The sequence below is a fragment of the Muricoccus nepalensis genome, assembly GCF_006438825.1.
GTDB classification, from domain to species: Bacteria; Pseudomonadota; Alphaproteobacteria; order Acetobacterales; family Acetobacteraceae; genus Roseomonas; species Roseomonas nepalensis.
Genome location: NZ_RCZP01000002.1, coordinates 412,483 through 430,873, shown reverse-complemented (window position 1 = coordinate 430,873; position 18,391 = coordinate 412,483). Strand labels below are relative to the sequence as shown.

The following is an 18,391-nucleotide window of genomic DNA, read 5'->3' as shown; positions in this document are numbered from 1 at the left end:
TGAACGGCCCCGCGCCAGAGACCCCACGCCCCACCATGGCCAGCGCCGACCTCTCGGAGGCCGTGCGCACCCTGCGCCGCGCGTCGGTCCTCGTGGTGGGGGACGCCATGCTGGACCGCACCGTCTATGGCACGGTGACCCGCATCTCGCCCGAGGCGCCGGTGCCCGTGCTGACGGTGGACCGCGAGGTGGCGACGCCGGGCGGCGCCGGCAACGTGGTGCGGAACCTCACGGCTCTTGGCGCCTCCGTCGCCTTCCTCTCGGTGGTGGGCGACGACCAGGCGGGGTCGGAGCTGACGGGCCTGATCGGCGGGCAGCCCGGGGTGGAGCCCTGGCTGCTGGTGCAGGGCGGGCGGGCCACGACGACGAAGACGCGCTTCATCGCCTCCGGCCAGCACCTGATGCGGGCCGACCACGAGGTGGCGCGGCCCATCCACCCGCGGCTGGCGGACCGGATGGTGCGGATCGCCCAGGACACGATCGCGGCCACCAAGGTCATGATCCTGTCGGACTACGGGAAGGGCGTGCTGGCGGGGGACGTGCCGCAGCGCCTCATCGCCGCGGCGCGCGCGGCCGGGCGGCGCGTGGTGGTCGATCCGCACGGCGGCGAGCACGGCATCTACGCCGGCGCGGACCTCATCACCCCGAACCGGGCGGAGCTGCGGGCGGCGACGGGGATGGACATCGAGAGCGAGGCGGGGCTGATCGCCGCGGCGCGCGCGCTGATGCAGCGGCACGGCATCGCCGCGGTGCTCGTGACGCGCGGGCGGGAGGGCATGACGCTGCTCGACGGCGCGGAGGTCCACCACTTCCACGCGGAGGCGCTGGAGGTGGCGGACGTCGCGGGGGCCGGCGACACGGTCGCGGCCCTGGTGGCCGCGGGAATGGCGGCCGGCCTGCCGCTGCCGGTCGCGGCGCGGCTGTCGAACATGGCCGCCGGGCTCGTGGTCGGGAAGATGGGCACGGCGGTCGCGCGCGACGCCGACATCCTGGAGTCACTAGGCGCCGAGCGCGGGGCGCTGCGCAAGATCGTCACCCGGCTGCGCGCGGCGGAGCAGGCCGAGCGCTGGCGGCGCCACGGCTGGCGCGTGGGCTTCGCCGACGGCTCCTTCGACCTTCTCAGCCCGGGCCACCTCCACCTGCTGGAGCAGGCGCGGCGGTGGTGCGACCGGCTGGTCGTGGGGGTCCGGTCGGACGAGGCGATCCGCCGCCTGAAGGGGCCGACGCGCCCCGTGCAGGCGGAGGCGGTGCGGGCGGCGGCGCTCGCCTCGCTTTCCGCCGTGGATCTCGTCACCTCCTTCGAGGACGACGGGCTGCTGCCCCTGGTGGAGGCGATCCGGCCGGACGTGCTGATCAAGGGCGCCGACCACCGCCTCGAGGACGTGGTCGGCGCGACGCTGGCGCCGGAATGGGGCGGCATCATCCGCTTGGCCGCATTGCTTCCCGAGGACGGGGCCGCGGTCGCCAGCCTGCAGGACTGAGGGCTACCGGCCGGAGGGCGGCGAGTCCGGCTGCTGGCCGGGCCGGACCACCTGGCCGCGCAGCATCCCGATGAGGATCAGGTGCTCCTTGATCGAGTTGTTCGAGAGGGTGGCCGCGATCTTGTCGGGCGCCGGGGAGCGGCTCTCCATGACGGCGCTGGTGAGGCTGAGAAGCTCCTGGTGGCCGCGCTCCTGAACCTCAAGGAACAGGCGCTCGAAGTCGGGGCCGCTCGCGGCGCGCAGGCTCTCGATTGCCTTGCCGCGGTCGTTGCCGAGGCTGGCCTTAGGGAAGTCGTGGCCGGCCAGCTTCATGGCCTGGACGACGCCCTCCTGCTCCTGGATCTCGAACTGGGCGAAGCGCTTCACGTCCGGGTTGGTCGCCTTCTCGGCGCCGATCTCGGCGGTGGCGTGGGAGAAGGCGCCGGTCTCGTAGAGCATCCGCGCCAGGCGCTCGGGCGGGACGATGGCGAGGTTCTCGGGGGTCACGTCGGCGCGGGGGGAGTTGCCCTGGGCCTGGGCCAGGCTGGGCGCGAGGACGGGAAGCAGGGCGGCGCCCGCGAGGGCGAAGGGGACGGTGCGGCGGTTCATGGGGTGGCAATCTCCGAGTGTGGGGCTCGGAGAAGGAACGGCGGCGGCGGGTCGTGGTTCCGTAGGGCAGAATCACCGCTCCCACCGGAAGGGGGTGCCCGGCCCCCTCACTCGCAGAGCAGGGCCGCGCGCATCTCCTGGGAGCCCACGGGATCGCAGAGCGCGGCCAGCCGCCCCGCGGCCAGCACGGCGTAGCGGTGCATGAGCGACTTGCGGCGGGCGCCGGCGAGCGCGCGGTGCTCGGTGTCGCGCACCATCACGGCGTCGAAGCCGTCGCTGACGATGAGGCCGATCTCCTCGGGGATGAGTTCCTGGGGGAAGTCGCAGTCGACGGCGAAGTAGAGGCGGTCGCACCAGTCCCGGTACTCGTGCCACTTGTTGTCGGAGAGGAAGTCGCGCGGGCCGGACTTCACCTCGATGGCGAAGAGGCAGCCCTCGGGGGTGAGCGCCATGATGTCGAGGCGCCGGCCGCAGGGGATGGGCATCTCGGCGAGGGGGGCCCAGCGGTGGCGGGCGCAGAAGCGCATGGCGGCGCGGCAGGTGGTGGCCGTGCGCTCGGGGATGGAGAGGTCCAGCGGCATGGGCCGGATTCACGCCGAGACGTGAGGGAGGTCAAGCTTCCCGTGCCGCTTCCCGGCGGTGTAGGGAGGGGGGTGCCCGACGAACGACCTTTCTGGAAGCGGAAGTCCCTCTCCGCGATGACGCGGACCGAGTGGGAATCCCTCTGCGACGGCTGCGGCCGCTGCTGCCTGCACAAGATCCGCGACGAGGACACGGAGGAGGTTCACTTCACCAACGTGGCCTGCCGGATGCTCGACACCCAGGGCTGCGGCTGCCGCGACTACGCCAACCGGCGCGACCACGTGCCGGATTGCGTGCAGCTGAAGGCGAAGATGGTGCCGGCGCTCGACTGGCTGCCGCCGACCTGCGCCTACCACCTTCTCGCCCGCGGCGAGGACCTGCCGGACTGGCACCCGCTGGTCTCGGGGGATCCGGAAAGCGTCCACCGGGCCGGCATCTCGGTCCGCGGGCGCGTGGTCTCGGAGCGCGACGCCGGGGCGCTGGAGGACCATGTCGTGTCCTGGCCGGGGCGCTGGCCGCCGCGGTTGCCCGGCCGGCGCGGCGGCCCCAAGGCGGCGGACCCCGCCGCGCCCACCAGGAGGAGGAAGACCGGATGACCAAGGCGCTCTACGGCGGGGTGAACGCCGCCCTGATCACGGCGATGCACGCCGACCTCTCGCCCGACCATGTCCGCACCGCCGCCCACGCGAAGTGGCTGCTGGCGAATGGCTGCGACGGGCTGGGCGTGCTGGGCACGACGGGGGAGGCGAATTCCTTCGGGCTGGGCGAGCGCCGGGTGATCCTGGAATCCCTCGTGCAGAACGACGTGCCGGTGACGCGGCTCATGCCCGGCACCGGCACCACCAATCTCTCCGACACGGTGGAGCTGTCGCGGCACGCGCGCGAGCTCGGCTGCCCCGGCGTGCTGCTGCTGCCGCCCTTCTACTACAAGAACCCGAGCGAGGAGGGGCTCTACGCCTACTTCTCCGAGGTGATCGAGCGGATCGGCGGCGGGCTCGCGGTCTATCTCTACCACTTCCCCGCCCAGTCCGCCGTGCCGCTGACGGTTCCGCTCATCGGGCGGCTGCTGGAGGCCTTCCCGGGCGTGGTGCGGGGCGTGAAGGACAGCACGGGCGACCCGGCGCAGGCCGAGGGCTTCATCAAGGCCTTCGCCAGCCGCGGCTTCGAGGTCTACCCGGGCGCGGACAACCTGCTGCAGCGGATGCTGGGCATTGGCGCGGCCGGCTGCATCACGGCCGCGGCCAACATCGTCGCCCGCTTCTCCCAGGTGGTCTACGCGAAGCGGAGCGGGCCGGAGGCGGACGCGGCGCAGGCGGTGCTGAACGCCGGGCGCGCCGCGGCCAGCTCCGTGCCGCTGATCGCGGGGCTGCGCGAGGTGCTGGCGCGCAGCACCGGCGACGAGGCTTGGCGCCACATCCGCCCGCCGAACACGCGCCTCTCCCCCGCGCAGGCCGACGCCGTCTGGGCGGCCTGGGAGGGCACCGGCGCCCTGCCCCTGCCCGGCCTGGCCGAGCACGGCCTGTCGCTGGCGGCGGAGTGAGCGGGGTGTCCGAGGCGCTGCGCTGCCGCGTCCCCGCCGTCTCGACGGTGCAGGTGGACGACGAGACCTCCCGCGTCACGCGCTGGGACTTCCCGCCCGGCGCGGAGACGGGGTGGCACCGGCACGGCTGGGCCTATCTCGTCGTGCCCGTGACGGACGGGACGATGACGCTGGAGGAGCCGGGCGGGGCGACGCGCGAGGCGACGATCCGCGCGGGCGTGTCCTACGCCCGCCCGCCGGGGGTGGAGCACAACGTGGTCAACGGCGGCACCGAGCCCTTCTCCTTCGTGGAGATCGAGTTCAAGGCGCACCCCGGCTGACCCGGTGCCCCGCCCGCTGGGTCGGGACCTCCACGAGGGCGTGCAGCAGCGCCGCGGCGGCGAGCGCGAGGGCGGTGGTGGCGAGGATGGCGGCGCCGGGCGGCGTGCCGGCCTCCAGCAGCAGGCGCAGGACCGCGTAGCCGGCGACCGCGTGCACGACGTAGAGCGGGTAGCTGACGCGGGCGAGCGCGTCGAGCGGCGCCGGCACGCGGCGGATGCGGTGGCGGAGGAGGAACAGGCCGCCGAAGAGCAGGAGCGCGCAGCCGTAGGCGGTCAGCCCGGGCAGGGTCTGGAAGCCCATGATGCCGCCGGCCCATTGCAGGGCGAAGAGCGCGAGGAGCGCGGCGCCGGCGCCGAGGCAGGCTCCCTGCCCCGCCGTGCCGCGGTGGCGGGCGGCGAAGACGGTGCCGACGAGCATGTAGGTGATCATCTGCGCGCTGAGCGCCAGTTCCTCGAAGGCCATTTGCCCCCCTGGTCCCCAGGTAACGGTGCCGGCCAGGGCGGCGAGGCCCGTCAGCGCGAGGCCGGTGGCGAGGAGCGGCCGCACCCGCCCTAACCGTAGCGCGGGGGCGATCAGCAGGCAGAGAAGGTAGAAGCGGACCTCGATGGCGAGCGTCCAGCTGATGCCGTCGATCGTGCCCAGGCCCAGCACGTCCTGCAGGAAGGCGAGGTGGGCCAGCCACTGGGCGGGGCCGAAGGGCACGGGATTGCCGAAGTGGCGGGCGCAGAGCCAGACGGCGGCCGTGGTGACGGCAAAGCCGGCCGCGTAGGTCGGCCAGATCCGCAGCGCCCGGCCGAGCGCGAAGCCCGTCCTGCCCCGGCCGACCAGGGAGAGCGGGACGACGAAGCCGCTGATCAGGAAGAACACCGCCACCCCGAAATGACCGGCGAAGCCCGGCGGGAGGGCGGCGTGGAGGGCGAGGACGGCGGGGGCCGGCCCGTCCCAGGCGGGGGCGCCCAGGAAGGCGGCGGCGGTCGGGCGGTTGGTCCAGAAGTGCTGGGTGTAGTGGCTCAGCAGGACCGAGAGGGCGGCCAGGCCGCGCAGGCCGTGGGCGAAGGCGATCCGGGAGGATGGGCCGCCCAAGGCAATGATTTTGCCCGCTTTTGGTGGCGCGTGGTCCACGCGGTCATCCTTGTCTCTGTCAAGTCGTTGAACCCGACCCCACCCAGGGTCCATTCTCTTGGAATGGAACATAACGAGACCGAGGTCGTTCCCCTGCGCGCCCATCCCTTGGCCCTGCCAACGCCAACGCCGGTGCGCTGGAACCGTTCGGCGCGGGCGCGCCGGGTCTCGCTGCGGATCGATCCCCGCGCGGGGGAGGTGGTGGTGACCCTGCCGCCGCGCTCCGGCCGGCGGGCGGGGATGGCGCTGCTCAACACCCATGCCGCCTGGGTGAAGGAGCGGCTGGGCAGCCTGGCGCCGGCTGTGCCGCTGGCGGAGGGACAGGCGGTGCCGCTCGGCGGGCTGCCGCACGTCATCCGGCACGATCCGGCGGCGCGGGGGCCGGCGATCCTCTGGCAGGGGGAGATCGTGGTGGCCGGGGACAAGGCGTTCCTCACGCGGCGGGTGGGGGATTTCCTCAAGGCCGAGGCCAAGCGGCGGATCGCGGTGCTGGCGGCGGGGCACGCGGCCTCGCTGGGGGTGAAGATCAAGCGGATCGTGCTGAAGGACACCCGCTCCCGCTGGGGAAGCTGCGCGCCGGACGGGACATTGGCCTTCTCCTGGCGGCTGGTCATGGCGCCGGACTGGGTGCTCGACTACGTCGTCGCGCACGAGGTCGGGCACCTGCGGGAGTTGAACCACTCCGACCGGTTCTGGGCTCATGTCGCCCGGCTGACGCCGCATCGCGAGGCCGCGCAGGACTGGCTGCGGCGGAACGGGCCGACGCTGCTGCGCGTGGGGTGATCAGGCGCCCCGCGGCCGGTCGGCGAAGAGGATGCCGGCGGTGAGGTGATAGAGGCTGCTGGCGGGGGCGGGCTCGCCACTCGGGTCCCCCATTTCGTCCAGGCGCTCGTGCCAGAGGCCGGGCGGGGCGCCGTCGAGATGGCGGCGAAGGGCGACCTCGGCGCGGGCGCGGCCCTCCGGCGTGGCCCCGGTGCGCAGGGCCTCAGACTTCAGGCGCTCGGTCTGCGGCCAGAGGCGCGAGCCGGCGCTTCGCACCGTGCCGTCGCTCCAGAGCTCGTCCCGGAGGGTGCCGAGGCGCGGGTTGATGCCGTGGCGGTCCACGAAGTCCAGGAGGGGACCGGCGGCGCCGGTTGCCCCCCGTTCCGGCACCAGGCGGGCGTGCCAGTCGAGGAGCCAGGCCCATTCGCAGTGGTGGCCGGGCTCCAGGACATGCCGCCCCTCCTCGCGGAGGGGGGTCCAGTCGTCGGCATAGTATTCCGGCAGAGTGCCGGTGCGGGCGTCGCGCAGGCGCGTGAGGAAGAGCTCCACCAAGGCCGTCGCGCGATGGAGGAAGAGGTCGTCGCCGAAGGCTTCGGCCGCGGCCAGGAACGCCTCCAGCAGGTGCATGTGCGGGTTCTGGCGGCGCGGCAGGCTGGGCGGGAGGCCCTCCGCGTAGCCGCCGAGAGGGTGGGCGAGGCGGGCGTCGAGGTAGCCGAGCAGGTCCAGGGCCTCCCGCCGCAGCGGCGGCGCGGGCAGGAGGCGTGCCGCGCTCGCGAGGGCGAGCAGGACGAAGGCGTGGTCGTAGAGGTCGCGATGGGCGTCCGTGACCCGGCCCTCGAGGTCGAAGCAGCGGGCGTAGCCGCCCTCGGGCTGCCGGGCGCGGGTGCGCAGGAAGGCGACGCCGAGTTCCACCGCCTCGGCCGCGCGCGGGAGGCCGAGGGCCTGGGCCTCGGTGAAGACGTAGACCTGGCGGGCCGCGACGCGGAGGCGGCGGAAGGGGGCGGTGCTCTGCCGCGTCCGCGGGTCGAGGCTCTCGTTGAAGCCGCCGCGCGCCCAGTCCACGCCGTGCTCCAGCCAGAGGGGCCAGGCGGCGTCGCGCAGCCATTCCGTCAGCGGGCGCGGGGGGGCGGTAGTCACCGGCCGGGCTCCGCGGGGCGCCCGGGCGGGCGCGGGGTGGTGCCGCCCGGCCGGGGCTGTAAAAGGGTCCGCCCGGCGATCGAGGAGTGCTGCGTCGTGATACTGCTGACGGGGGCCGCGGGGTTCATCGGGTCCAACCTGCTCGCGCGGCTCAACGAGGCCGGCATGACGGAGGTGGTGATCTGCGACGCGCTGGGCACCGGCGACAAGTGGCGGAACCTGCGGCGGCACGAATTCGCGGACTTCGTGCCGATCGACGGGCTGCGCGCCTGGCTGGCCGGGGCGCCGCGGCTGGACGCGGTCATCCACCTCGGCGCCAACTCGGACACGACGGCGGCGGACGGCGACGAGGTGATGGAGCGCAACTTCGCGACCTCCCTCCTGCTGTGGCGGCACTGCGCCCGGGAGGGCGTGCCGCTGCTCTACGCCTCGTCGGCCGCGACCTACGGGAACGGGGAGGCGGGGTTCCTCGACCGGGACACGCCGGACTTCCTGGCGACGCTGCAGCCGCTGAACCTCTATGGCTGGAGCAAGCACGTCTTCGACCGCCGCGTGGCGCGCGCGGTGGAGGCGGGGGGGCCGGTGCCTCCGCGCTGGTACGGGCTGAAGTTCTTCAACGTCTACGGGCCCAACGAGTACCACAAGCGCGGCATGACGAGCGCGGCCTTCAACATCACGCAGGCCGCGCTGCGGGGCGAGCCCGCGCGGCTCTTCGCCTCGGACCGCGCGGGCATCGAGGACGGCGGGCAGTCCCGCGACTTCGTCCACGTGGACGACCTCTGCGACGTCATGCTGTGGCTGCTGCGCGGGAGCGCGCCGTCAGGCCTCTACAACATCGGCTCGGGCGGGGCGCGCAGCTTCGCGGACATGGCGCGGGCGGTCTTCGCCGCGCTGAACCAGCCGGCGCGCATCGAGTACGTGCCGATGCCGGAGACGCTGCGCGGCCGGTACCAGTACTGGACGGAGGCCGACCTCTCGAAGCTCCGCGGCGCCGGCTACAACGCGCCGATGACCTCGCTGGAGGAGGGCGTCGCGCGATACGTCACGGGGTTCCTCGCCGCGGGGGACCGCTACCGCTGAGGGCGCGTCACACCGCACGCTGTCCGCCGCCGTCCACCGCGATGCCCTGGCCCGTGACGTAGGCGGCGACGGGGGCGGCGAGGAAGGCGACCATGGCCGCGTCGGACTGGTCGCAGGCCACGGCCTTGGGCACGGTGCCGGTGCGCGCCCGCAGTCGGCCGCCGTCACCATCGCGCTCCGGCCGCGCATCCCGAGGTCTCTGCCGCTATTCCACCCGCGCGCCGGTCTCGCGCACGATCGGCGCCCATTTCTCGGCTTCCTCCCGGATGAAGCGGCCGAGTTCCTCGGGGGTGGTGGGGATCGGCTCCACCCCCTGCCCTTCCAGCGACGACGAGACGCCGGGGTCGTCCAGCGCCTCCCGCATCGCGGCGTTCATGCGGGCGACGATGGCCGGCGACAGGCCCTTGGGGCCGACGAGAGCGTACCAGTTCTGCACCTCGTAGCCCGGTAGGGTTTCGGCGAGGGCGGGGATATCGGGCATGGAGCGGACGCGCTTGAGCGTCGGCACGGCGAGCATCCGCAGGCGCCCGGACTGCACGTGCGGCAGGGCGGTGGGCGCGGTGGAGAAGGCGTAGTCGATCTTGGCGCCGATCAGGTCCGTGATCATCGGGCCGCCGCCGCGGTAGGGGACGTGGACGGTCTTCACGCCGGCCATGCGGTCCATCAGCGCGCCCGCGAGGTGCCCGGCGCCGCCGACGCCCGAGGAGCCGTAGGTGATGGTGTCGGGCACGGCCTTCGCGGCCGCGAGCAGCTCCGCGACGGTCTTCCAGGGGCGTTCCGCCGGCACGACGAGCACGTTGAGCACGTTGCCGGCCATGCAGATGGGGGTGAGGTCCGCCTGCGGGTCGAAGGGGAGGCTCGCGTAGAGGCTCGTGTTGATCGAGAGCGCGCCGATGGTGCCCATGAGGAAGGTGCTGCCGTCGGGCGGGGCGCGCACCACCACCTCGGTCGCGAGATTGCCGCCGGCGCCGGGGCGGTTCTCGATCACGACGGGGACGCCGAGCAGGGCGGAGAGCTTGGGCTGCATCACGCGCGTGCTGATGTCCGTCGCGCCGCCGGCCGCAAAGCCGACGACGATGCGGATGGGCTTGCTCGGCCAGGCCTCCTGCGCGCGCGCCGGAATGGCCGGCAGCGCGAGGGCGAGGCCCCCGGCGCCGAGCAGGCTGCGGCGTCCGATCATCGTGTTCCCTCCCTCTTGGGCAGCCCTGGATCAGCGCCCCTGGAACTGGGGCGGGCGCTTCTCCATGAAGGCGCGCCGGCCCTCGATGTAGTCCTCGCTGGCGAAGCACTCGGCGACGAGGCGGGCGCAGAGGGCCTCGTCGGGCTCGGGCTTCAGCGCCTCGCGCACGATGGCCTTCACGGAGTCGACCGTCAGCGGCGCGTTGCCGGCGATGGTGGAGGCGTAGTCGCCGATGGTCGCCTCCAGCGCGTCGTCGGGCACCACGCGGTTCACCAGGCCCATGACGCGCGCGTCCTCGGCGGAGAAGCGCTTGGCGGTGAAGAAGAGCTCCTTCGCGAAGGAGGGGCCGACGATCTCGACGAGGCGCCGGATGCCCTTGAGCGGGTAGCCGAGGCCGAGCTTGGCGGCGGGGATCCCGAAGGAGGACCGCTCCGTGCAGATGCGCATGTCGCAGCAGACGGCGAGGGCGGAGCCGCCGCCGATGCAATGGCCGCGGATGGCGGCGACGGTGGGCTTCGTGAAGTCCGCCAGCGCGTCGTAAACCTTCGCGGTCTGCACCTGGTAGGCGTCCACCGCCTCCTTGGAGGAGCGCTCACTCTCGAACTTCGAGATGTCGGCGCCGGAGACGAAGGCCTTGCCGCCCGCGCCCGTGACGACCACCACGCGGATCGCGGGGTCGGCCGCGAAGTCCGCCAGGATCCGTTCGGCGGCCACCCACATCTCCATGGAGACGGCATTATGGCGCTCGGGGTTGTTGAAGATCATCCAGCCGACGCCGCCCTCCTTGCGGAGGAGCATCTTGTCGGTGCCAAGCGCCGGGTTCGGCGGGGGGAGCGCGTCGGGCATGATGGGTCCTAGGTCACCTGGCGGGACTTGAGGTCCGCGATCTCGTCGTCGGAGTAGCCGGCCTCGCGGAGCACCTCGGCGGAGTGCTCGCCGATGGCGGGTGGGTGGCTGGCGATGCGGGCGGGCGTGCGCGACAGGCCGATGGGCTGGGCGACGTAGGTCTGCCGCTTCGCGCCGTCGTCGAGCGTCGTGGCGATGCCGAGGTGCTTCACCTGCGGGTCCTCGAACATCTCGTTGATGGCGTAGATCGGCCCCGCCGGCACGCCGGCCTCGTTGAGGGAGGTGACCCAGTCCTCGCTCGTGCGGGCGGCGACCTTCTCGGCGATGAGGGCGTTCAGCGCGTCGCGGTTGTCCGAGCGCGAGCCCGCGTCCTTGAAGCGCGGGTCCTCCAGCCATTCCGGCGCGCCGGCGGCGGCGCAGAAGCGCTTCCAGATGGCATTGCCGGTGGCGGCGATGTTGATGTGGCCGTCCTTCGTCCGGAAGACGCCGGTGGGGATGGAGGTCGGGTGGTTGTTCCCCGCCTGCTTTGGCACCTCGCCGGCCTGGAGCCAGCGGGCGGCCTGGAAGTCCAGCATGAAGGCCTGGGCCTGCAGGAGGGAGGTCTGCACCCACTGGCCCTTGCCGGAGACCTCGCGCTCCAGCAGGGCGACCATGATGCCCTGGGCCGCGAAGAGGCCGGCGCAGAGGTCGGCGATGGGGATGCCGACGCGCACGGGCCCCTGGCCGGGCAGGCCGGTGATGGACATGAGGCCGCCCATGCCCTGGGCAATCTGGTCGAAGCCGGGCCGCCCCGCGTAGGGGCCGTCCTGCCCGAAGCCGGAGATGGAGGCGTAGACGAGGCGCGGGTTCTCGGCCGAGAGGTCACCGTAGCCGATGCCGAGGCGGTCCTTCACGTCGGGCCGGAAGTTCTCCACAACCACGTCGGCGTCGCGCACGAGCTTCTTGAGGATGGCGACACCCTCAGGCGACTTCAGGTTCAGGGTCAGGCCGCGCTTGTTGCGGTGGAGGTTCTGGAAGTCGGGGCCGTTGCGGGGGCCGCCCATGGGGTCGCCCTGGTCCAGTCCCTCGGGCATCTCGATCTTGACGACCTGGGCGCCCCAGTCCGCGAGCTGGCGGACGCAGGTCGGGCCGGAGCGGACGCGGGTGAGGTCGAGCACCTTGAAGCGCGCGAGCGCGCCGGCGGTGGCGGCACCGCTGTCCGGGGCCGGGTTCGGGGCGTCGAGCATGGTATCTCCTCCGTTGCCCGCAGGCTGGGGGGACGGGGCGTTCCTGTCAACAGGCTGTTGACAGGACGCGCGGTGGCGTGATGCCCTGGGCCATGGACACGCTGCCCCCACCGGGATCCCTGTCGGAGCGCGCGCGGGCGGCCGTGGAGCGGCTGATCCTGTCCGGCGAGATCCCGCCGGGAACCCGGCTGAACGAGGTGGCGCTGGCGGCGCGGCTCGGCCTCTCGCGCGGGCCACTGCGCGAGGCGCTGCGCGGGCTGGAGCGGGACGGGCTGGTCGCGGCCGGGCCGGCGGGCCAGGGGATGAGCGTCCGCCGGCTGGAGCCGGCCGAGATGGCGGAGCTCTACGACATGCGCGCCCTGCTGCAGGGCTTCATCCTTGGCCGCATTGCCGAGCGCGTGGCGCGGGGCGCGCTTCCCGCGGGCGTGCTGGAGGGACTGCGGGCCCAGGTGGAGGCCATGGAGGGCATGGCCGGCTCGGGCGAGGCCGGGGGCTACTACGCGGAGAACCTTCGCTTCCACGAGGCGCTGCACCGTGCCGCCGGGCACCGGCGCGCCTCGGGACTTTACGATTCGCTCATCAAGGAGAGCCACCTCGCGCGCCAGCAGTCGCTGGCCCATCCCGACCGGATGCGGCAGAGCAACGCGGAGCACGGGGCGATGCTGGCGGCGGTCGCCGCGGGGGATGCAGCCCGCGCCCGGGCGCTCGGGGAGGCGCATGTGGCCGAGGGAGGCAAGCGGCGCTGGATTGAATCGCTGAGCGAGGGGTGAGCGGCTGGTGGACCGGCTTGGCGCGCCGATCCTAGCGCGCGGTGGCGCGGGGAAAGGGAGCGATTGGCTGTCGCGCCCACCAGGGGGGCGTTCAGCGACAGGCCGAGGACGAGTAGATTGGCCTAGAGAGGCGGCTGGCGCATGGTCTCTTCCGGTACGGCGGCGAGCGGGCCGGACAGGTAGGTTCGGCCAAAGGCGACGCGGCGGCACGTATTGGGCTGGTCCCAATCCTGACCGTCGCCAAGGCGCAGGCGCCTCACAAACGATGAGCTCCGGCCGCGCGTGGATGAGGGCCAGACGGTACCCGGCGGCCTCCGCAGAGTGTGCGGCGGGCCGCGGACAGGGCTGGGGGCGGATTGGCGGTGCGGCCCCTCCGGGATCGCAACGGCCTCGCAAAGGGCGACGAGGCCTGCGATGATGGGGGCGGTCGCCCCACGGATGAACAACACGCCCCACTCCCTTCGCCGGGTTCTGACGCTGGGCCGGGCCCAGCCGGCCACCCCGCGTCCCTGGCGCCTGTTCGGCGCGACCGTGGTGCTTGTCGGCGCCTGCTTCGTCACGGTCTATCTCATCCTGTTCGACCGCGGCCAGCGCGAGGCGGCGCACGAGGCGGAGCGGCTGACGCTCGGGGTGACGGCCGCCATGGCAGACCAGCTCGCGCGCGCGGTCCAGACGGTCGACTTCGTGCTGCTCGACATGGCCGAGCGGAGCAACGACGTCGATCCGGCCTTCACCGCCCGTGCCCTCGCCGGGCGCATCCGCGACGTGCCGCAGCTGCGGGCGGTGCTGATCGTGGACGCCAACGGGCAGGTTGCCGCCTCGACGGTGGAGAGCCTGCGCGGCGCCTCCGTCGCGGACCGGGACTGGTTCCGGGTGCTGCGCATGGGCGGCCCGGCGCTGCGGCTGGGATCGCCGGAGGCGGGGCGCTACCTCGGCGGCTCGGCCTCCATGCAGGCGCGCGCCATCCAGGCGGCGGGGCTTTGGTCCATCCCGCTGGCGCGCGGGCTGCGCAACGCGCGGGGCGAGTTCAGCGGGGCGGCGGTGGCGCTGCTGAACCCGGACTACCTCATCTCGGTCGGGCGCCGCCACGCGGAGGCCTTCGGCGTGACGGTGCGCATCCACTCGCTGAACGGCGTCCTCCTCGCGCGGTCGGACGGGCGGGTGGACGGGGTGGGGGAGGCGAACAACGGCGCCTGGCTGTTCCGCGACTTCCTGCCGCGGCGCGAGAGCGGCACCTTCTCCGGCCTCGACCAGGACCGGCAGGAGGTCTTCGCCGCCTTCTCGACCCTCCGCGGGGGCACGCTGGTGATCGAGGCGGCGCGGCGCCGGGCCGCGGCCTTCGAGGGGGTGGAGCGGCTGGGCGCGCTGCTGATCGGCGGCGGCGTGGCCATCGCGGCGATCATGCTCGTGGCCCTCTGGCTCATGTCCCGGCAGGCGGCGGCGCTGAAGGCGCAGGGGGACGCGCTCTCCGAGAGCGAGCGCGAGGCGCGGGCGGCGACGCGGGCGAAGGAGGAGTTCCTCGCGGCCATGAGCCACGAGATCCGCACCCCGATGAACGGGGTGATCGGCATGACGGGGCTGCTGCTGGACAGCCAGCTCGACGCCATCCAGCGCCGTTACGCCGAGACCATCCAGGGCAGCGCCGAGCACCTGCTGATGGTGCTGAACGACATCCTCGACTTCTCCAAGCTCGAGGCCGGGATGATCCGGCACGAGCACATCCCCTTCAACCTGGAGGACGAGATCTCCACCATCGTGGAGCTCTTCGCCGACCGCGCCGTCTCCAAGGGGGTGGAGATGGTGGCCTCCCTGCCGCCGGGCCTGCCGCGGCAGGTGCTGGGGGATCCGGGGCGATTCCGGCAGATCCTGTTCAACCTCGTCGGCAACGCCATCAAGTTCACCGAGGCGGGCTGGATCGAGGTGTCGCTCTCCGTCGCTCCGCTCGAGGAGGCGGAGGACGCGCTGCGGCTCACCTGCTCGGTGGCCGACACGGGGATCGGCGTGGACGCGGCGAAGGTGCCGATGCTGTTCGAGCGGTTCACCCAGGCCGATGCGTCGATCAGCCGCAAGTACGGCGGCACCGGGCTCGGCCTCGCGATCTGCCGCAAGCTCGCGGAGCAGATGGGGGGCGGGATCGAGGCGACGCCGCGCAAGGGCGGGGGCAGCGTCTTCCGGTTCTGGATCGAGGTGGGCGCGGTGCCCGACCAGGCGCCGGCGCCGGCGCCGCTGCTCGGGATGCGCCTCCTCGTGGTCGACGACCTGCTGCTGAACCGCGAGACCATGCTGCGCCAGCTGAATGCCGCCGGCGCCTTCTCGCTCTCGGCCGAGAGCGCGGAGGCGGCGATGCGACTGCTTCACCTGGCGGCGCAGCGCGGCACGCCCTTCCACGCGGTCCTGCTCGACGCGGGCATGCCGGGGGTCGGCGGGCTGGAGCTGGCGCGGCGGATCCGGGCGGAGGCGGGCGAGCTCGGCCGCCCCGCGCTGATCCTCGCCTCCTTCGGGGTGGAGGCGCACCAGATTCCGGCCGGGGGGCTGCCAGGGCTGATCGACGCGGTGCTGCTCAAGCCCGCCCTGCCCGGGCGGCTGCTGGAGGCGGTCGTCCAGGCGATCTCTCCGGTGCCAGCGGCACTGGCCGCCGAGCCCGAGGCGCCGGTGCCGGCGCCGCGCTTCGCGCCGCGCATCCTGCTCGTGGAGGACAACGCGACCAACCAGCTTCTCATGCGCGCGCTCCTCGCCCGCCTCGGCGCGGAGGTGACGGTGGCGGACAACGGGCTGGAGGCCGTGCGCCACTGCCAGGCCGCGCGGTTCGACGTCATCCTGATGGACCTCCAGATGCCGGTGATGGACGGGCTGGAGGCGACGCGCTCGATCCGGGGGGCCGGGCTGAACCGGGAGACGCGGATCGTCGGCCTGACGGCGGCGGTGGGCGCGGAGTTCGAGCAGCAGTGCCGCGAGGCCGGGATGGACGACTACCTGTCCAAGCCGGTGCAGCGGGAGCAGCTGGGCCAGGCGATCGGGATCGCGCAGCCGGCGCGGGCGCCCGCCGCGGAGTAGGCGTGGCGGCTCAGGCCGCCGTGCCGCTCTGCCGGGCGAGGACGGCCAGTTCCGAGAGGGCCGCCGTGGCCTCCGCTCCGATGCCGAGAAGCATCTGCTGGGCGGGCGTTCGGTCGTCGCGGCACATGGCCTGGCGGGCAAGCGACTCGAGGGTCTTCGCCCCGATCGATCCGGCCGCGCCGGCCAAGCTGTGGGCGGCGCGGCGATACCCGTCGGCGTCGCCCGCACGCGCGGCGTCCACCATCTGCCGCACCAGCCGGGCGAGATCCTGCTCGAAGGTGTGGATGATCCTCACGAAGACGTCGTGGGGAAGCTCCTCCGCCAGCTGGCCGGCAACCTGTGGATCTATTGCGCTCACGTAATGGAATTACCCCCCGCTCCCGCTCCCGGTCAAGATTCCGGTCCCGGCCGTTGGGCGGGCGGTGCCGGGTTGCCGGTCCATGCCTCTGGCGTGACGTGCGCTTCCTTCTCCCGGACCCCTCGTTGGCAGCCGCCGCGGAGAGGATCATTCTTGCTTCTTCACGCCGCGGAACGCCATCGATGCTCCGAAAAATCCCGCTCCTCGTCCTCCTGGCCGCGCTGGGAGGCTGCGCGCAGCCCGGCCCGGCCGAGCGGGCGGGGCGGTCCCTCGACCGGGCGGCGGACCGGACCGGGGACGCGATCGGCGGGGCGGCGCGCGGCACGGGGGCGGCGCTCGACCGGGCGGGGAACTGGGTTGGCGACCGGCTGGAGAACGGGCGCCGGTAGAGGAGGCGCCCTGGCGCCCTACCAGCGCAGGGCGCGCAGGGCCGCGATGGGGGAGACGCCCTCGGCCTTCGCGCGGGCGGCGAGGGTGTCCGGGCCGGCCTCCGCCAGGCCTTCCTCGGCGGCCAGCCCGCCCAGGGCCCAGACCGCGTCGAGCCCGGCCGCCTGGGCGCCGGCGAGGTCGGTGTGCGGGCTGTCGCCGATGGCGAGCACCGCGGCGCGGGGCAGGTCCAGGAGGGCCATGACGGGATCGTAGGCGGCGGGGTCGGGCTTGCCGATCTCGAGGGTCGCGCCGCCGAGGGCGGCGTAGCGCTCCGCCAGGGCGCCGGCGCAGATGATGCGGCCGCCGCCGACCACCACGGCGCGATCGGGGTTGACGCAGAGCATCGGGAAGCCCCGCTCCAGCGCGGCGCGCAGGGTCGGCTCGTAGGGGTCGACGGACTGGCCGCCGCGCTCGGGATCCGGGCCGGTGTTGAGGAGCCAGTCGGCCTCGTCCGGCCGGTCGGTGAGGGTGATGCCGAGGTCCTCCACCACGGAGTGGTCCCGCGCGGCGCCGATGTGCAGGGCGCGCGGGCCGAGGTCGCGCACGAAGGGGTGGGCGCGGTCGCGCAGCAGGCGCCAGGTGATCTCGCCGCTCGTCATGGCGGCGTCGTAGAGGGCGCGGTCGATGCCGAAGCCGGTGAGCTGCGCCTCCACGACGTGGGAGCGGCGGGGGGCGTTGGAGAGGAAGACGATGCGGGCGCCCCCTTCCCGCAGGCGGGCCAGGGCCTCGGCGACGCCGGGGAAGGCGGCCTGGCCGTCGTGGACGACGCCCCAGAGGTCGAGCACGAAGCCGCGGTAGCGGGGGGCGAGGGAGGCGATCCCGTCGAGGATGAGCATCAGGCTTCCGCTCCCACGGCGTCGGCCAGGCGCCGGACGCCGTCGCGCCGGAGCAGGGCCGCGAGGTCGCGCTTGAGGCGCGGGATCATGGCGGGGCCGGCATAGGCGAAGCCGGCGTAGGTCTGCACGAGGGAGGCGCCGGCCTTGATCTTGGCGTAGGCCGTCTCGCCGCTCTCCACGCCGCCGGCGCCGATGAGGGTGAGGCGGCCGCGGGAGAGGCGGTGGACGCGGCGGAGGAGCTCGGTCGAGGTTGCGAAGAGCGGGCGGCCGGAGAGGCCGCCGGCCTCGCGCCGCTGCTCGGAGCGGAGCGTGTCGGGGCGGGTGATGGTGGTGTTGGAGACGATCAGCCCGGCCACCTCGCGGTCGGCGCAGGTGCCGACGATCGCCTCCACGGCAGCCTCGCTGAGGTCCGGCGCGATCTTCACGAGGACCGGCGGGCGGTGGGGCTGGCCGGCGCGGGCGGCGAGGACGGCGTCGAGGATGGCGGCCAGGCGGGCCTCGCCCTGCAGGTCGCGAAGGCCGGGGGTGTTGGGGGAGGAGACGTTGACGGTGACGTAGTCGGCGAGCGGCGCGACGCGGCGGTAGAGGGCGGGGTAGTCGCTCTCGGGCGTCGTGCTGTCCTTGTTGATGCCGACATTGGCGCCGAGGACGGCGGGCAGCGGGCGGGGGAGCGCCGCGAGGTTGGCGGCGTAGGTCTCAAGGCCCGCGTTGTTGAAGCCGAGGCGGTTGATGACGGCGCGGTCCTCCTCGAGGCGGAAGACGCGGGGGCGGGGGTTGCCTTCCTGGGGGCGCGGGGTCGCGGTGCCGGCCTCCATGAAGCCGAAGCCGAGGCGCATCAGGGGCAGGACGGCGACGGCGTTCTTGTCGAAGCCAGCGGCGAGGCCGAGGGGGTTGCGGAAGTCGAGGCCGAGGGCGCGGGTGGCCAGGAGGGGGTCGTCCGGCGAGCGGTCCCGCCCGGCCAGGCCCCAGTTGAGGGCGCGCAGGGAGAGCTCGTGCGCGCCCTCGGGGTCGAGGCCCCGGACGAGCGGCATGAGGGCGGAGGCGAGGGCGGGGCGCATCGGGGCCGCTTGTGCCGCAGG

At 73.7% G+C, this 18,391-nt stretch carries 20 protein-coding genes; 9 read left to right on the top strand and 11 right to left on the bottom strand.

Annotated features, from left to right (window positions below; translation table 11 throughout):
* The first annotated feature begins 35 nt into the window (after positions 1-35).
* Positions 36-1,481 (top strand): PfkB family carbohydrate kinase, encoded by a 1,446-nt coding sequence (locus EAH89_RS04295; RefSeq protein ID WP_241666862.1) that lies wholly within the window; start codon positions 36-38, stop codon positions 1,479-1,481.
* Between the two features lie 3 nt (positions 1,482-1,484).
* Here EAH89_RS04295 and EAH89_RS04290 read toward each other — a convergent pair whose 3' ends face one another.
* Positions 1,485-2,069, bottom strand: a complete 585-nt coding sequence (locus EAH89_RS04290) for a DUF4142 domain-containing protein (protein ID WP_140881514.1) — start codon at positions 2,067-2,069, stop codon at positions 1,485-1,487.
* A 107-nt stretch (positions 2,070-2,176) separates the two neighbouring features.
* Positions 2,177-2,650 (bottom strand): MmcB family DNA repair protein, encoded by a 474-nt coding sequence (locus EAH89_RS04285; RefSeq protein WP_140881513.1) that lies wholly within the window; start codon positions 2,648-2,650, stop codon positions 2,177-2,179.
* A gap of 72 nt (positions 2,651-2,722) precedes the next feature.
* On the opposite strand from EAH89_RS04285, the gene EAH89_RS04280 reads away from it, so the two are divergent.
* Genes EAH89_RS04280 through EAH89_RS04270 form a run of 3 tightly spaced genes read left to right on the top strand, consistent with a single transcriptional unit; the run spans position 2,723 to position 4,511 of the window.
* Entirely contained in the window at positions 2,723-3,247 is a 525-nt protein-coding gene (locus tag EAH89_RS04280; RefSeq protein ID WP_140881512.1) for a YcgN family cysteine cluster protein, read from the top strand.
* Positions 3,244-4,191 (top strand): dihydrodipicolinate synthase family protein, encoded by a 948-nt coding sequence (locus EAH89_RS04275; protein ID WP_140881511.1) that lies wholly within the window; start codon positions 3,244-3,246, stop codon positions 4,189-4,191. The genes EAH89_RS04280 and EAH89_RS04275 overlap by 4 nt, the downstream gene beginning before the upstream one ends.
* Before the next feature lie 5 nt (positions 4,192-4,196).
* Entirely contained in the window at positions 4,197-4,511 is a 315-nt protein-coding gene (locus EAH89_RS04270) for a cupin domain-containing protein (protein ID WP_140881510.1), read from the top strand.
* Here EAH89_RS04270 and EAH89_RS04265 read toward each other — a convergent pair.
* On the bottom strand, positions 4,492-5,595 hold the full coding sequence (locus tag EAH89_RS04265) for an acyltransferase family protein (protein ID WP_161993472.1): 1,104 nt from the start codon (positions 5,593-5,595) through the stop codon (positions 4,492-4,494). The genes EAH89_RS04270 and EAH89_RS04265 overlap by 20 nt on opposite strands.
* A 102-nt stretch (positions 5,596-5,697) precedes the next feature.
* Between EAH89_RS04265 and EAH89_RS04260 the strand changes: the two genes are divergently transcribed.
* Positions 5,698-6,417, top strand: coding sequence for a M48 family metallopeptidase (locus EAH89_RS04260; protein ID WP_140881508.1), 720 nt, complete (start codon positions 5,698-5,700; stop codon positions 6,415-6,417).
* Here the strand turns inward: EAH89_RS04260 and EAH89_RS04255 are convergent, their stop codons facing one another.
* A complete protein-coding gene (locus EAH89_RS04255) occupies positions 6,418-7,533 on the bottom strand; it encodes an AGE family epimerase/isomerase (RefSeq protein ID WP_241666852.1) in 1,116 nt (371 codons plus the stop codon). It lies immediately after the preceding gene.
* A 96-nt stretch (positions 7,534-7,629) separates the two neighbouring features.
* On the opposite strand from EAH89_RS04255, the gene rfaD reads away from it, so the two are divergent.
* Positions 7,630-8,613: an ADP-glyceromanno-heptose 6-epimerase gene (gene rfaD, locus EAH89_RS04250; RefSeq protein WP_140881507.1), complete on the top strand. Its 984-nt coding sequence runs from the start codon at positions 7,630-7,632 to the stop codon at positions 8,611-8,613.
* A 7-nt stretch (positions 8,614-8,620) separates the two neighbouring features.
* On the opposite strand, the gene EAH89_RS32995 is transcribed toward rfaD, so the two are convergent.
* From EAH89_RS32995 to EAH89_RS04235, 4 genes are all read right to left on the bottom strand, one after another.
* Positions 8,621-8,746: a hypothetical protein gene (locus EAH89_RS32995; protein WP_277753760.1), complete on the bottom strand. Its 126-nt coding sequence runs from the start codon at positions 8,744-8,746 to the stop codon at positions 8,621-8,623.
* Between the two features lie 72 nt (positions 8,747-8,818).
* Positions 8,819-9,793 (bottom strand): Bug family tripartite tricarboxylate transporter substrate binding protein, encoded by a 975-nt coding sequence (locus EAH89_RS04245; protein WP_140881506.1) that lies wholly within the window; start codon positions 9,791-9,793, stop codon positions 8,819-8,821.
* Positions 9,794-9,823: 30 nt separating this feature from the next.
* Positions 9,824-10,639, bottom strand: a complete 816-nt coding sequence (locus EAH89_RS04240; RefSeq protein ID WP_140881505.1) for an enoyl-CoA hydratase — start codon at positions 10,637-10,639, stop codon at positions 9,824-9,826.
* Positions 10,640-10,647: 8 nt separating this feature from the next.
* On the bottom strand, positions 10,648-11,865 hold the full coding sequence (locus tag EAH89_RS04235) for a CaiB/BaiF CoA transferase family protein (protein WP_140881504.1): 1,218 nt from the start codon (positions 11,863-11,865) through the stop codon (positions 10,648-10,650).
* Between the two features lie 80 nt (positions 11,866-11,945).
* Here EAH89_RS04235 and EAH89_RS04230 point away from each other — a divergent pair, with 80 nt between their 5' ends.
* Positions 11,946-12,635: a GntR family transcriptional regulator gene (locus EAH89_RS04230; RefSeq protein ID WP_140881503.1), complete on the top strand. Its 690-nt coding sequence runs from the start codon at positions 11,946-11,948 to the stop codon at positions 12,633-12,635.
* A 438-nt stretch (positions 12,636-13,073) separates the two neighbouring features.
* Positions 13,074-15,689 carry a hybrid sensor histidine kinase/response regulator gene (locus EAH89_RS04225; RefSeq protein WP_161993471.1) on the top strand — a complete coding sequence of 872 codons (2,616 nt, stop codon included), beginning with the start codon at positions 13,074-13,076 and terminating at the stop codon, positions 15,687-15,689.
* Between the two features lie 10 nt (positions 15,690-15,699).
* Here EAH89_RS04225 and EAH89_RS04220 read toward each other — a convergent pair whose 3' ends face one another.
* Positions 15,700-16,047 carry an Hpt domain-containing protein gene (locus EAH89_RS04220; RefSeq protein WP_140881501.1) on the bottom strand — a complete coding sequence of 116 codons (348 nt, stop codon included), beginning with the start codon at positions 16,045-16,047 and terminating at the stop codon, positions 15,700-15,702.
* A gap of 182 nt (positions 16,048-16,229) precedes the next feature.
* Between EAH89_RS04220 and EAH89_RS04215 the strand changes: the two genes are divergently transcribed.
* Positions 16,230-16,436, top strand: coding sequence for a hypothetical protein (locus tag EAH89_RS04215; protein ID WP_140881500.1), 207 nt, complete (start codon positions 16,230-16,232; stop codon positions 16,434-16,436).
* Between the two features lie 18 nt (positions 16,437-16,454).
* On the opposite strand, the gene EAH89_RS04210 is transcribed toward EAH89_RS04215, so the two are convergent.
* Together EAH89_RS04210 and EAH89_RS04205 are read right to left on the bottom strand one after the other, a co-directional pair.
* Positions 16,455-17,312: a TIGR01459 family HAD-type hydrolase gene (locus tag EAH89_RS04210; RefSeq protein WP_194152298.1), complete on the bottom strand. Its 858-nt coding sequence runs from the start codon at positions 17,310-17,312 to the stop codon at positions 16,455-16,457.
* A complete protein-coding gene (locus EAH89_RS04205) occupies positions 17,312-18,370 on the bottom strand; it encodes a quinone-dependent dihydroorotate dehydrogenase (RefSeq protein WP_140881498.1) in 1,059 nt (352 codons plus the stop codon). Before EAH89_RS04205 ends, EAH89_RS04210 begins: the two co-directional genes overlap by 1 nt.
* Positions 18,371-18,391 lie beyond the last annotated feature (21 nt).